We start from the raw sequence: 13201 nt of genomic DNA on the forward strand, positions 1-13201 counted from the left end.
TTCTTTTTATATCGCATATAAGGAAGTGAAATCTTGCAGCAGCGCAGAAGATCGTCGAAGAAAATCCTACTGATCAGTTCACTTATTATCGGGATGTTCGCCGCAGGTGCGGCTTCATTTCTATGGCAGCAGTTCGCTCCGAATCGTACGAAAGTCGAAACCGAATATCACGAATTAAGCAAGCCGATCTTTTATCAAGGGAATTATTATAAGTTAAGCGCAATTGGTGAAAAAGAGGGGCTGAAGCTTCCGTTGGAGCTCATTCAAGAGTGGATCGACCCTTCTATTCTATATGAAAAAAGCAGCGATTCCGTGATCATCACAACCAAAGATAAAGTACTGCGTTTGAAGACAACGGAACTTTCAGCGTTGATGAACGAGAAACCGATCACATTGTCTTTTCCCGTAGAGAAGAAAGGGAGCGACATCTATGTGCCGATAGAGCCGCTGCGCCAACTGTACCCTTTTGAAATCAGAGAGTCAGATCAGACGGGCGCCGTTCTTTTATTTAAAAAAGGCGAAACCCTCAAATGGGGAAAACGCACGGTCGCTGAAGCCGCGCAGCTGCGCACTTTTGCCTCGATTAAAGCACCTATCGTATCAAGTATTGCCGGAGGAGAGCAGGTCATACTGCTCGGGGAAGAGGAAGAATGGTATCGCGTTCAGCAGGCAAGCGGACCGATTGGATATGTGCGTAAAACGGACATTCAGATTGATCATGATGAAACCATTCCCGTTCAGGAAGATACATCCTCTTACGTGCCATGGAAGCCGCCTGCGGGTAAGTTAAACCTGACATGGGAACATGTCATTAGCAAAAATCCCGATACAACCAAGATAGGTGATATGCCTGGTCTGCAGGTTGTTAGTCCGACTTGGTTCTCGATCTCGGATGGCGAAGGGCGCTTGAAGAACCTGGCCGATGCCTCTTATGTCAAATGGGCGCAAACCCGAAATTATCAGGTTTGGGCGCTATTCAGCAACGGCTTTGATCCTGATGTGACGAATAAAGCCCTATCGACCTACGATAGCCGAATGAAAATCATTAAACAATTGCTAGGCTTTGCTCAAACGTACAAACTTCAGGGCTTCAACATTGATTTCGAAAATGTGTATCTCAAAGATAAAGAAAACCTCGTCCAATTTGTCCGTGAAATGACTCCTTTTATGCATGAACAAGGTTTGGCAGTGTCCATTGATGTAACGCCCAAATCAACCAATGAGATGTGGTCGATGTTTTACGACCGGACTGCGCTCGCCGAGGTAGTTGATTATATGATGGTAATGGCCTATGACGAGTATTGGGCGACCAGTCCCAAATCCGGCTCCGTATCCTCTTTGCCTTGGACGGAAAGCTCCGTAAAACAGATACTCAATGTGGATAAGGTTCCACCTTCTAAGTTGGTCTTAGGCGTGCCTTTTTATACACGTCAATGGACGGAAGAAATGAAAAATGGCAAGTTAACGGCCACTTCCAAAACATTAACCATGGAAGCTGCCGCAGCTATTATAAAAGATAAAAAACTAACGCCGACCTATTTGCCGGATACTGGCCAGAATTATGTGGAGTACAAAGACGGCGAGAAGCTCATTCGCATCTGGTTGGAAGACGAAACCTCGATGAAGTCACGGCTTGATCTCGTCAAGAAGTATGATCTGGCTGGAGTGGCCACGTGGAGAAGAGGCTTTGAGCAGTCACCGATGTGGAAAGTCATCCAGGATGGTTTGGTTCCTGCATCACCATAAGAAAAGCCGATCCCCTATACAAGGGATCGGCTTTTTGTTATTTTGGAGCATCAATGAGGCTTGTGCTCATGATCTCTGTTTGGCTCAAGCGGGATTGCTTGCGCTGCCGCAGTTTCATTCTCAGCAGTAGACTGGTACTGAGGATCAACGGTGAGAATTGTTTTACAGAACATGCAGCGGTCTGTTTTTCCTAGCATTTTAGTTCTTCTTCCGCACTCCGGGCAGTCAAGCGCAATTGCCGAAGTAGAAAGCATGCCGGCCCAGAAGTAGATACCCATACTGACCAGCATGGAGACCATCCCGATGATCATGAAGATGACAGCAACTATTCGGCCTGCTTTTCCCCAGTCAAAGACGACCCCCGCTAAACCTATAATCATTAGCAGCATGCCGCCCATTGTTAAAGCAAGACCCCACAAGCGAAATTCATTAACTTTACTTGATCTGAAGCGCACGTGTTGTTCCCCCCATAATTTAGCTATCAGTTTTGTATGATTTGTCACAGAATTCAGCAGGAAACTCCTCTTGCATTGTAGAAATAAGATATAAACAATTGGAGACAGGAGCTTTGGACACCCATGGGAATTGATAAAGAGCAGTTTTTGCTTAAGTTCCGAAATGACAGTCGGATCATTAGTGTCATGGCGGTTGATAATCCTAAGCAACTTCCCTCACTTACAGATGGCTTTGATATACTTCTGCTTATCGTAACGAACGACCTGAGCCTGAACAATCATACTACTAATTATATAAGAGACGATTCTCGGATACAAGAAAGGTGGGTAGATCCCTCCTCCATTGAACAATGGGTACGCCAAGGTCACAACCGAAATATCCTTCATTGGCTGCTAAAAGGGGAGATACTTCTGGATCAGAATACGTATTTAGAAGGACTGCGCCATCGCATACTTGAATTTCCGGCTGACCTGCGTGAACATAAATTGCTTGTCGAGTTCTCTCTTTTTCTGCGTAAATATCTTCAGAGCAAGGAATATATCCTAGATGAGCACTTGCTTGATGCTTATAATAATATTTTGGAAGCCCTGCATCATTGGGCTCGTATTGTCATCATTGAGGATGGCTACCACCCGGAAATTACGGTATGGAGGCAGATTCGTGCAATAAATCCAGGGGTGTACAAACTTTATGAGGAATTGACAATGAGCAAAGAGACATTGAAGCAGCGGGTTCAGCTCGTTTTGTTGGCCTGTGAATTTTCGGTTATGTCAAAAATGGAGAGATGCTGCGAGGCGTTTATCCAAATCCTCAGAGAAAATGATAAGGCGTTCAGCTCAGATGAACTTCAACAGCATGGTCAATTAATTGAAATTAAAACAGAACTTCCTTTATTGCTGAATAAGCTCGTCAAAAAAGGTTTGATCAAAGAAGTTGCTGTTCTCATCGATGAGGAAACTTCAGAGATTGAGCTGCGATATACGAGCGTATAATCGGTAAAATCCAAGGAGAATCAGATGGTTATCTGGTTCTTTTTTTATTTTTAATTTATTGCTTGACTTTAAATGCGTTTCTATGATAAATTAACTCTCGCCGCTAAAAACGGCTCACACGAAAAGCTAAAGCGGTACAAGGCTGCAAGCAAAGCAAGAAAAAAGAAAAATAAAAAAAGCTTGCATCGAATAGCCCGAATGTGATATATTATAAAAGTCGCCGCTAAACGGACGACGAAGAAAAAGAAAGAAATTGATCTTTGAAAACTGAACAACGAGTGAGTGAGCACAGTCGAGTAATCGACTATAAATGAGATTGTAAAATCTCGCTAGCAAGTCAATGAGCTATTCAGCTTTTCTATTATGGAGAGTTTGATCCTGGCTCAGGACGAACGCTGGCGGCGTGCCTAATACATGCAAGTCGAGCGGAGCACTTCGGTGCTTAGCGGCGGACGGGTGAGTAACACGTAGGCAACCTGCCTATAAGACTGGGATAACTATCGGAAACGATAGCTAAGACCGGATAACTGGTTTTCTCGCATGAGAGAATCATGAAACACGGAGCAATCTGTGGCTTATAGATGGGCCTGCGGCGCATTAGCTAGTTGGTGAGGTAACGGCTCACCAAGGCGACGATGCGTAGCCGACCTGAGAGGGTGAACGGCCACACTGGGACTGAGACACGGCCCAGACTCCTACGGGAGGCAGCAGTAGGGAATCTTCCGCAATGGACGCAAGTCTGACGGAGCAACGCCGCGTGAGTGATGAAGGTTTTCGGATCGTAAAGCTCTGTTGCCCTAGACGAACAGCAAGGCGAGTAACTGCGCTTTGTGTGACGGTATAGGAGAAGAAAGCCCCGGCTAACTACGTGCCAGCAGCCGCGGTAATACGTAGGGGGCAAGCGTTGTCCGGAATTATTGGGCGTAAAGCGCGCGCAGGCGGTTAATTAAGTTGGGTGTTTAAGCCCGGGGCTCAACCCCGGTTCGCATCCAAAACTGGTTAACTTGAGTGTAGGAGAGGAAAGTGGAATTCCACGTGTAGCGGTGAAATGCGTAGAGATGTGGAGGAACACCAGTGGCGAAGGCGACTTTCTGGCCTATAACTGACGCTGAGGCGCGAAAGCGTGGGGAGCAAACAGGATTAGATACCCTGGTAGTCCACGCCGTAAACGATGCATACTAGGTGTTGGGGATTCGATTCCTCGGTGCCGAAGTTAACACAGTAAGTATGCCGCCTGGGGAGTACGCTCGCAAGAGTGAAACTCAAAGGAATTGACGGGGACCCGCACAAGCAGTGGAGTATGTGGTTTAATTCGAAGCAACGCGAAGAACCTTACCAGGTCTTGACATCCCGATGTAACACCTAGAGATAGGTGCCCTCTTCGGAGCATTGGAGACAGGTGGTGCATGGTTGTCGTCAGCTCGTGTCGTGAGATGTTGGGTTAAGTCCCGCAACGAGCGCAACCCTTGATCTTAGTTGCCAGCACTTCGGGTGGGCACTCTAAGATGACTGCCGGTGACAAACCGGAGGAAGGTGGGGATGACGTCAAATCATCATGCCCCTTATGACCTGGGCTACACACGTACTACAATGGTCGGTACAACGGGAAGCGAAGCCGCGAGGTGGAGCCAATCCTTATAAGCCGATCTCAGTTCGGATTGCAGGCTGCAACTCGCCTGCATGAAGTCGGAATTGCTAGTAATCGCGGATCAGCATGCCGCGGTGAATACGTTCCCGGGTCTTGTACACACCGCCCGTCACACCACGAGAGTTTACAACACCCGAAGTCGGTGGGGTAACCCGCAAGGGAGCCAGCCGCCGAAGGTGGGGTAGATGATTGGGGTGAAGTCGTAACAAGGTAGCCGTATCGGAAGGTGCGGCTGGATCACCTCCTTTCTATGGAGACTCGGTCTTGATAAGACCAGTCAAGTGCGCAAGCACACAACGTTTACTCACTCGTGTTCAGTTTTGAAAGGTTAATCCTTTCAAAATAGTTGACAACCAACATCGCTTTGCGCATGTAATGGTTGCAACATTGTTCCTTGAAAACTAGATAACGAAACAAAACGTAAAGTAAGAACTTAGGTCGTGTAACCTTCGGGTTATACAACAATCTTTAAATGTTTTTTTCTAGGTTAAGCTAGAAAGAGCACACGGAGGATGCCTAGGCACTAGGAGCCGAAGAAGGACGTGGCGAACGACGAAATGCCTCGGGGAGCCGTAAGCAGGCTTTGATCCGGGGATGTCCGAATGGGGGAACCCAGCTGTGGTAATGCGCAGTTACCATGTAGTGAATACATAGCTACATTGGAGGCAGACCCAGGGAACTGAAACATCTAAGTACCTGGAGGAAAAGAAAACAAAAGTGATTCCGTCAGTAGCGGCGAGCGAAAGCGGAATAGCCCAAACCAAGGAGCTTGCTCCTTGGGGTTGTAGGACCTCGTTGTGGCAAAAGTTCGTTAGGCGAAGTGATCTGGAAAGGTCCGGCATAGAAGGTAAAAGCCCTGTAGCCAAAAGTGAACGTATGCCTAGAGGTATCCTGAGTACGGCGGGTCACGTGAAACCCCGTCGGAATCCGGCAGGACCATCTGCCAAGGCTAAATACTCCCTAGTGACCGATAGTGAAGCAGTACCGTGAGGGAAAGGTGAAAAGCACCGCGGAAGCGGAGTGAAAAAGAACCTGAAACCGTGTGCTTACAAAAAGTCAGAGCCCTCTATATGGGTGATGGCGTGCCTTTTGTAGAATGAACCGGCGAGTTACGTTCCCGTGCGAGGTTAAGTCGAAAAGACGGAGCCGCAGCGAAAGCGAGTCTGAATAGGGCGCTTTAGTACGTGGACGTAGACCCGAAACCGTGTGATCTACCCCTGTCCAGGGTGAAGGTGAGGTAACACTCACTGGAGGCCCGAACCCACGAATGTTGAAAAATTCGGGGATGAGGTGGGGGTAGCGGAGAAATTCCAATCGAACTCGGAGATAGCTGGTTCTCCCCGAAATAGCTTTAGGGCTAGCCTCGGATGTGGAGTTGTGGAGGTAAAGCACTGATTGGGTGCGGGGCCCGCCAAGGGTTACCAAGTCCAGTCAAACTCTGAATGCCACAAACTTAAATCCGGGAGTCAGACAGTGAGTGCTAAGATCCATTGTCAAAAGGGAAACAGCCCAGACCATCAGCTAAGGTCCCCAAGTGTGTGTTAAGTGGGAAAGGATGTGGAGTTGCACAGACAACCAGGATGTTGGCTTAGAAGCAGCCACCATTGAAAGAGTGCGTAATAGCTCACTGGTCGAGTGACTCTGCGCCGAAAATGTAACGGGGCTAAACACGCCACCGAAGCTATGGCTTGCACGTATGTGCATGGGTAGGGGAGCGTTGTATGTACGTTGAATTCTGACCGTAAGGACAGGTGGAGCGCATACAAGTGAGAATGCCGGTATAAGTAACGAAAAGATCAGTGAGAATCTGATCCGCCGAAAACCTAAGGGTTCCTGAGGAAGGCTCGTCCGCTCAGGGTAAGTCGGGACCTAAGGCGAGGCCGAAAGGCGTAGTCGATGGACAACAGGTGGAAATTCCTGTACCACCGTAGCCGTTATGAGCAATGGAGTGACGCAGAAGGATAGTGACGCGAGCTGATGGATGCTCGTCCAAGCAGTGAGGCTGGTTAGTAGGCAAATCCGCTAACCATAAGGCTGGGCTGTGATGGGGAGGGAAATTTTAAGTACCGAAGGTCATGATTTCACACTGCCAAGAAAAGCTTCTAGCCAGGCGAAGGTGCCCGTACCGCAAACCGACACAGGTGGGTGAGAAGAGAATTCTAAGGCGCGCGGAAGAACTCTCGTTAAGGAACTCGGCAAAATGACCCCGTAACTTCGGGAGAAGGGGTGCCTCGGTAGGGTGAATAGCCCGAGGGGGCCGCAGTGAAAAGGCCCAAGCGACTGTTTAGCAAAAACACAGGTCTGTGCGAAGCCGCAAGGCGAAGTATACGGGCTGACGCCTGCCCGGTGCTGGAAGGTTAAGAGGAGTGGTTAGGGACCTCGGTTCCGAAGCTATGAATTGAAGCCCCAGTAAACGGCGGCCGTAACTATAACGGTCCTAAGGTAGCGAAATTCCTTGTCAGGTAAATTCTGACCCGCACGAATGGCGTAACGACTTGGGCGCTGTCTCAACGAGAGATCCGGTGAAATTTTAATACCTGTGAAGATGCAGGTTACCCGCGACAAGACGGAAAGACCCCATGGAGCTTTACTGCAGCTTGATATTGGACTTTGGTACGATCTGTACAGGATAGGTGGGAGCCTTTGAAGCCTGAGCGCCAGCTTGGGTGGAGGCGCCGTTGGGATACCACCCTGATCGTATCGGAGTTCTAACCTGGTACCGTAATCCGGTATGGGGACAGTGTCAGGTGGGCAGTTTGACTGGGGCGGTCGCCTCCTAAAATGTAACGGAGGCGTTTAAAGGTTCCCTCAGAATGGTTGGAAATCATTCGCAGAGTGCAAAGGCATAAGGGAGCTTGACTGCGAGACCTACAAGTCGAGCAGGGACGAAAGTCGGACTTAGTGATCCGGTGGTACCGAATGGAAGGGCCATCGCTCAACGGATAAAAGCTACCCTGGGGATAACAGGCTTATCTCCCCCAAGAGTCCACATCGACGGGGAGGTTTGGCACCTCGATGTCGGCTCATCGCATCCTGGGGCTGAAGTAGGTCCCAAGGGTTGGGCTGTTCGCCCATTAAAGCGGTACGCGAGCTGGGTTCAGAACGTCGTGAGACAGTTCGGTCCCTATCTGTCGCGGGCGTAGGAAATTTGAGAGGAGCTGTCCTTAGTACGAGAGGACCGGGATGGACGTACCGCTGGTGTACCAGTTGTCTCGCCAGAGGCACCGCTGGGTAGCTATGTACGGAGGGGATAAGCGCTGAAAGCATCTAAGCGCGAAGCCCCCCTCAAGATGAGATTTCCCAGTATGTAAGACCCCTTGTAGACGACGAGGTTGATAGGTTCGAGGTGGAAGTGCGGCAACGTATGCAGCTGACGAATACTAATCGGTCGAGGGCTTAACCTAATATAGGGATCTTTTGACGGAGTCAAAAGTCTCTCTGCTTGAAACCTAAGCATTACTTTACAAACGTTTCGTATCTAGTTTTCAAGGAATAATCCTTGAATAAGTATTTGTTTCTATTCCCTGATAGCTCAGTTGGTAGAGCACTCGACTGTTAATCGAGTTGTCACAGGTTCGAGTCCTGTTCGGGGAGCCATATGGAGAGGTGTCCGAGCTGGCCGAAGGAGCACGATTGGAAATCGTGTAGGCGTCACAAGCGTCTCGAGGGTTCGAATCCCTCTCTCTCCGCCACTATCTTTCTAGTAAGGCCCGTTGGTCAAGTGGTTAAGACACCTCCCTTTCACGGAGGTAACAGGGGTTCGAGTCCCCTACGGGTCACCATCAAGTAATTCCCATGGAGGCTTAGCTCAGCTGGGAGAGCATCTGCCTTACAAGCAGAGGGTCGGCGGTTCGATCCCGTCAGCCTCCACCATGAATTCTAAGACAAGGCTTGATTTATTAGAATTCCTGAAATATACTTAATGACGCGGGGTGGAGCAGCCCGGTAGCTCGTCGGGCTCATAACCCGAAGGCCGCAGGTTCAAATCCTGCCCCCGCAACCAATAATGAATGTGGAGCCGTGGTGTAGAGGCCTAACATGCCTGCCTGTCACGCAGGAGACCGCGGGTTCGAATCCCGTCGGCTCCGCCATTATTACCAACATCTTGTAAGGCTCGGTAGCTCAGTCGGTAGAGCAGAGGACTGAAAATCCTCGTGTCGGCGGTTCGATTCCGTCCCGAGCCACCATATTTACAACTTAATAAGCCGTTGTAGCTCAACTGGTAGAGCAACTGACTTGTAATCAGTAGGTTGGGGGTTCAAGTCCTCTCGACGGCACCATTGCTTTATGGAGGCTTAGTGAAGTGGCTAAACACGGCAGACTGTAAATCTGCTCTCTCCGAGTTCGGTGGTTCGAATCCATCAGCCTCCATTTACTTTTTCTAGGGGCATAGTTTAAGGGTAGAACAAAGGTCTCCAAAACCTTTGGTGTGGGTTCAATTCCTGCTGCCCCTGCCAAAAAAGTAAGCAACTTAATATTGTGGCGGTCGTGGCGAAGGGGTTAACGCACCGGTTTGTGGATCCGGCATTCGCGGGTTCAAGTCCCGTCGTCCGCCCATTATTACCAAAGCAAGATAATGGGGATTAGCCAAGCGGTAAGGCAACGGACTTTGACTCCGTCATGCCAAGGTTCAAATCCTTGATCCCCAGTTTTATATGCGGAAGTGGCTCAGCGGTAGAGCATCGCCTTGCCAAGGCGAGGGTCGCGGGTTCGATCCCCGTCTTCCGCTCCATTATTACTAAGGCGCCATAGCCAAGTGGTAAGGCAGAGCTCTGCAAAAGCTTTACCCCCAGTTCGAGTCTGGGTGGCGCCTCCACAAAATTTTTAGCCGGAGTGGCGGAATCGGCAGACGCACAGGACTTAAAATCCTGCGGTAGGTGACTACCGTACCAGTTCAAGTCTGGTCTTCGGCACCATTGTTTTACAAGTTTATATGCCGGCATGGCGGAATGGCAGACGCGCTCGACTCAAAATCGAGTCCGAAAGGGTGGAGGTTCGAGTCCTCTTGCCGGTATACAAAGAAAGCTCATGAAATCAATTGATTTCATGAGCTTTTTTCATTTGCGCATAGGAAAGTTATATTATTAACTATCAAATGACTTCATAGATTACCAAGCGTAAGTCATTGTTACGATTACGAGTAAAATGAACAATACCAGAATAGCAGTGGCAGAAGTTCCGTAGCCTACACCAACAGCAGCACCAGCAGCAACACCCATGGATGTCACCCCCAATCATAAGTAATGCTCTCGGCAGCCTTCCATGAGAGACTATACATCCTATGGTGATATACCCCTGTTTGATTGGGTGATCTGCCCAAGAGAAGCTGAAAAAGCGCTTTAGGCGAGAGCCTTTTTTTAGAAAATCGACCCAGAGTTCGAACAAGAGACAGCAGCCCTCCATATGGTAAAAAAGAGAGTGAAATGCCATTATGGAGGTGTGAGTGCTATCGAGTACCTAGATATGTTAGCAAAACTTGGGGTGGGCAATGCGCACCCTGGCGGGTTCGGCGAGACCATGGAACAATTGAAGAAATACCCGATAGAGAAAGGGAAACGCGTTCTGGAGGTCGGATGCGGGACGGGGAGAACGGCGTGCTTCCTTGCGGAGCAGGGATGTGAAGTGACAGCAGTCGATATCCGCCCCGAAATGGTAGCTAAGGCGATAATACGAGCTGAAAAGCAAGGGGTGAAGGTGGATTTTCGGGAGGGAGACGTGTGCCAATTACCTTTTGAAAATGAATCATTTGATGTTGTGATGGTGGAATCCGTCACGAATTTCGCAGAAGCGCAGAAGGCGGTCTCTGAGTATTACCGGGTGTTGAAGCCTGGAGGGAAGCTCTATGACCGGGAAGTTATCCGCGTCAAAACTATGTCCACTGGCGTCCATAGGGCACTGTGCAGCTTTTATGGAGTTAGTAAAATTTATAGCATGGATGAATGGCGGGAGCTGCTGGAAGGAAGCAAATTTGCTGTGGATTTCTCCGGTATCCATCCGTTTCCATTAACGATGTTCGAGGATCAAGTTCAGCATCCAGACCCTGTGCATCTATCCGATAAGCAATCGTTCATGGACCCACGCATATGGCAAATTACAGCCAGATATGATGAGCTGGTGAATAAGTATCATAGTTACATGGGATACACGTTGATGATAGGCTCGAAGGAATAGATAGAACCGTGGCAGGAATCAAGCACCCCGATGGCGAATTAGGCGAGAAAGATTATCATTGGGGGCTGTTTCTTTTGAACGCTGGCGCTATATCGGAACGCATTCCAAACCGGAAAGCCAAAGAGATTTATGAGTTGATTTGTCGCCATACGACGATATCCAAGACCGAGCTGCTTGAGCAGAGCGGGATGACGGTCTCTACGTTGACGCGGCTTTTGGAAGAGCTGACGGGCCAAGGATTCATACTTGAATCCGGCTTCGGTGCGTCAACAGGCGGGCGTAGGCCGATTCTGTATGAGAAGAATTCGGCCTATGCGTATGTTTTCGGCTTGGATATCTCCAGGACGTTATCCAAGCTGGTTTTGGTTGATTTGGGCATGAACAAATTAGACGCCCGGAGCTGGACGATGACAGCAGAGATGACGCCGGAAGTGCTAATCCGCCTCATTGTCAAGGAGGCGCATGATATGATGGAGCGGCACGGGATCACGAAGTCGATGCTGCTAGGAATCGGTGTCGGCGCCGTGGGTCCGGTGGACAGGCTGTCTGGAACGATATTGGAGCCGGCTTATTTTCAGGCCAATGGTTGGAGAAACGTTGAAATCTGCAGGCTGCTGACAGAGGAACTGGGTATTCCCTCCATGCTGGATAACGGAGCGAACACAGCCATTTTAGCGGAATCCTGGCATCAGCGCACGCAGAGTTTCAAACATCTGCTATATATTCATGCCGGGGTTGGCTTGCGCTCTTCCATGGTATCGGAAGGGAAGCTCATCTATGGCGCGGTTGACATGGAAGGCTCTGTCGGGCAAATGATCATTCAAACGGATGGCGTGGCGCACCGTGACGCCTCAGGAAACTACGGCGCCTTGGAGTCATACGCATCCTTGTATGCGATTGAAAAGGCGGCACGCTCTGCCTTAAAACAGGGCCGATCCACGGTGCTGTCGCAGTTAGTGGAGGACCCGGAGCAATTGTCCTACACGCAGGTATTGGAGGCACTCAAAAAAAATGATCCCCTTGTCGTGGAGATCATTACGGAGGCTGCAACCTATTTTGGCATAGGATTAGCCAATTTATTAAATATTTTGCACCCGGAGAAGGTCATCCTCGGGGGCCCACTCATCGCGGGCGGGGAGTTGTTCTTCCAAACCGCTACACAGGTAGCGATTCGGAAAACGTACTACTACCCCGCGTATCAGGTTGTCTTCAGCAAGGGGCAGCTTGGTGAAGAAGCCCTTGCTATGGGAGCAGCCGTGATGGTCATGGACCAGCTGGTTAGGCTGTGACGCCCTGGAGGAATTCAAGGAGCAGCGCATTGAAGGCTTCGGGTTTCTCCATCGGCGCCAGATGCGAAGCCTCAGGGATGGCATGAAAGCTGGCCCCAGGAATCGCGTCAGCCATCTTTTTCATGACATCCGGTGGCGCAATCGGATCTTTCTCACCGGCGATAACAAGCGTCGGCACGGAGATAGCTCCGAGGAGGTCGACGGAGTCGGCTCGGAACGCCATGGCCAGGCTCGCGTGAACCAGACCTTCGGCAGGCATGGAAGCCATGACCGCGCTTAAGCTCTCCACGAGCCCTGGTTGATCTTTGGCTGTCTGCTCCGTGAGCAGCTTCGGCAGCATGGCATCTCTTGCCGCGCTGGCCCCTTTGTCATAGAGGGCAGATGCCATATTCATACGGTTCTTACGAGCCTCCAGTCCGTCCGCCTCTGGACGGGTATTAGCGAGAAGAAGCGCTGTGAATCGCTTAGGAGCTTTGCGCAGAAGTGCAAAAGCCACATATCCGCCCATGGAGAAGCCGCCAAGTGCGGCTTTTTGTATGTCCATTTTGTCCATCATCGTCAAAATATCATCCGCGTATTGCTCCATTGAAATGTTAGCATCGGGTACATCCGAATGCCCCATACCGCGTAAATCAGGTGTAATCACACGATAATCCCCCGACAAAGCCTCTACCTGCGCTTGCCACATGCGATGATCCAATGGGAATCCGTGCAATAAAATGACAGGTGCTCCTTGTCCTTTTTCCGCTATGTACAACTCTGCTCCATTAATATGATGTTTCATTCGTTGTCACCCTCCATGACTAGTTTTTCCACGCACAAAGACCTAAATTTCATCAAAATATTAGTTCAAAGGTCGTAAAAACAAGAGAAATAGCGAAAAAGTTATGTCTTCATAC

General features: G+C 49.6%; 7 protein-coding genes, 16 tRNA genes and 2 rRNA genes. 22 read left to right on the forward strand and 3 right to left on the reverse strand.

Annotated features, from left to right (window positions below):
- The first annotated feature begins 33 nt into the window (after positions 1-33).
- Complete coding sequence (locus ACKTT9_RS05935; protein ID WP_407870867.1) at positions 34-1746, forward strand: glycosyl hydrolase family 18 protein; 1713 nt, start codon at positions 34-36, stop codon at positions 1744-1746.
- A gap of 50 nt (positions 1747-1796) precedes the next feature.
- Here ACKTT9_RS05935 and ACKTT9_RS05940 read toward each other — a convergent pair whose 3' ends face one another.
- Positions 1797-2201, reverse strand: coding sequence for a YgzB family protein (locus ACKTT9_RS05940; RefSeq protein WP_127458251.1), 405 nt, complete (start codon positions 2199-2201; stop codon positions 1797-1799).
- 123 nt (positions 2202-2324) lie between these two features.
- Here ACKTT9_RS05940 and ACKTT9_RS05945 point away from each other — a divergent pair, with 123 nt between their 5' ends.
- The 19 genes from ACKTT9_RS05945 to ACKTT9_RS06035 all read left to right on the forward strand — a co-directional run bounded on the left by ACKTT9_RS05945 (position 2325) and on the right by ACKTT9_RS06035 (position 9856).
- Positions 2325-3194: a nucleotidyltransferase-like protein gene (locus ACKTT9_RS05945; RefSeq protein ID WP_157323842.1), complete on the forward strand. Its 870-nt coding sequence runs from the start codon at positions 2325-2327 to the stop codon at positions 3192-3194.
- 360 nt (positions 3195-3554) lie between these two features.
- Positions 3555-5090: ribosomal RNA gene (locus ACKTT9_RS05950) — 16S ribosomal RNA — on the forward strand.
- 237 nt (positions 5091-5327) lie between these two features.
- Positions 5328-8246: ribosomal RNA gene (locus tag ACKTT9_RS05955) — 23S ribosomal RNA — on the forward strand.
- The 16S and 23S rRNA genes sit together here with 16 tRNA genes alongside, the layout of an rRNA operon.
- A gap of 117 nt (positions 8247-8363) precedes the next feature.
- Positions 8364-8439, forward strand: a tRNA-Asn gene (locus ACKTT9_RS05960).
- A 3-nt stretch (positions 8440-8442) separates the two neighbouring features.
- A tRNA-Ser gene (locus ACKTT9_RS05965) sits at positions 8443-8534 on the forward strand.
- A 15-nt stretch (positions 8535-8549) separates the two neighbouring features.
- Positions 8550-8624: transfer RNA gene (locus ACKTT9_RS05970), tRNA-Glu, on the forward strand.
- Between the two features lie 15 nt (positions 8625-8639).
- Positions 8640-8715: transfer RNA gene (locus ACKTT9_RS05975), tRNA-Val, on the forward strand.
- Between the two features lie 53 nt (positions 8716-8768).
- Positions 8769-8845 (forward strand) — tRNA-Met (locus ACKTT9_RS05980).
- A gap of 11 nt (positions 8846-8856) precedes the next feature.
- Positions 8857-8933, forward strand: a tRNA-Asp gene (locus tag ACKTT9_RS05985).
- Positions 8934-8953: 20 nt separating this feature from the next.
- A tRNA-Phe gene (locus ACKTT9_RS05990) sits at positions 8954-9029 on the forward strand.
- A gap of 17 nt (positions 9030-9046) precedes the next feature.
- A tRNA-Thr gene (locus ACKTT9_RS05995) sits at positions 9047-9122 on the forward strand.
- Positions 9123-9131: 9 nt separating this feature from the next.
- Positions 9132-9213, forward strand: a tRNA-Tyr gene (locus ACKTT9_RS06000).
- Positions 9214-9225: 12 nt separating this feature from the next.
- Positions 9226-9299: transfer RNA gene (locus ACKTT9_RS06005), tRNA-Trp, on the forward strand.
- Positions 9300-9324: 25 nt separating this feature from the next.
- A tRNA-His gene (locus ACKTT9_RS06010) sits at positions 9325-9397 on the forward strand.
- 22 nt (positions 9398-9419) lie between these two features.
- A tRNA-Gln gene (locus ACKTT9_RS06015) sits at positions 9420-9491 on the forward strand.
- An 8-nt stretch (positions 9492-9499) separates the two neighbouring features.
- Positions 9500-9574: transfer RNA gene (locus tag ACKTT9_RS06020), tRNA-Gly, on the forward strand.
- Between the two features lie 10 nt (positions 9575-9584).
- Positions 9585-9658: transfer RNA gene (locus tag ACKTT9_RS06025), tRNA-Cys, on the forward strand.
- Positions 9659-9669: 11 nt separating this feature from the next.
- Positions 9670-9758, forward strand: a tRNA-Leu gene (locus ACKTT9_RS06030).
- A gap of 19 nt (positions 9759-9777) precedes the next feature.
- Positions 9778-9856 (forward strand) — tRNA-Leu (locus ACKTT9_RS06035).
- Positions 9857-9950: 94 nt separating this feature from the next.
- On the opposite strand, the gene ACKTT9_RS06040 is transcribed toward ACKTT9_RS06035, so the two are convergent.
- The gene (locus ACKTT9_RS06040) at positions 9951-10061 is read right to left on the reverse strand and encodes a YjcZ family sporulation protein (RefSeq protein WP_315953125.1); all 111 of its coding nucleotides are present in this window, start codon (positions 10059-10061) and stop codon (positions 9951-9953) included.
- 244 nt (positions 10062-10305) lie between these two features.
- Between ACKTT9_RS06040 and ACKTT9_RS06045 the strand changes: the two genes are divergently transcribed.
- A complete protein-coding gene (locus tag ACKTT9_RS06045) occupies positions 10306-11013 on the forward strand; it encodes a class I SAM-dependent methyltransferase (RefSeq protein ID WP_407870868.1) in 708 nt (235 codons plus the stop codon).
- 74 nt (positions 11014-11087) lie between these two features.
- Entirely contained in the window at positions 11088-12302 is a 1215-nt protein-coding gene (locus ACKTT9_RS06050) for an ROK family protein (RefSeq protein WP_127453235.1), read from the forward strand.
- Here the strand turns inward: ACKTT9_RS06050 and ACKTT9_RS06055 are convergent.
- On the reverse strand, positions 12292-13086 hold the full coding sequence (locus tag ACKTT9_RS06055; RefSeq protein ID WP_407870869.1) for an alpha/beta fold hydrolase: 795 nt from the start codon (positions 13084-13086) through the stop codon (positions 12292-12294). The genes ACKTT9_RS06050 and ACKTT9_RS06055 overlap by 11 nt on opposite strands.
- Between the last annotated feature and the right edge of the window lie 115 nt (positions 13087-13201).

This window comes from Paenibacillus sp. P36 (genome assembly GCF_045866505.1).
Classification (GTDB): domain Bacteria; phylum Bacillota; class Bacilli; order Paenibacillales; family NBRC-103111; genus Paenibacillus_E; species Paenibacillus_E chondroitinus.

What these genes read in the sequence shown, in the direction of transcription:
- ACKTT9_RS06040 (WP_315953125.1), bottom strand. Translation starts at nt 10,061, where the DNA reads ATGGGTGTTGCTGCTGGTGCTGCTGTTGGTGTAGGCTACGGAACTTCT.
- ACKTT9_RS06055 (WP_407870869.1), bottom strand. Translation starts at nt 13,086, where the DNA reads ATGAAACATCATATTAATGGAGCAGAGTTGTACATAGCGGAAAAAGGA.
- ACKTT9_RS06045 (WP_407870868.1), top strand. Translation starts at nt 10,306, where the DNA reads ATGTTAGCAAAACTTGGGGTGGGCAATGCGCACCCTGGCGGGTTCGGC.
- ACKTT9_RS05945 (WP_157323842.1), top strand. Translation starts at nt 2,325, where the DNA reads ATGGGAATTGATAAAGAGCAGTTTTTGCTTAAGTTCCGAAATGACAGT.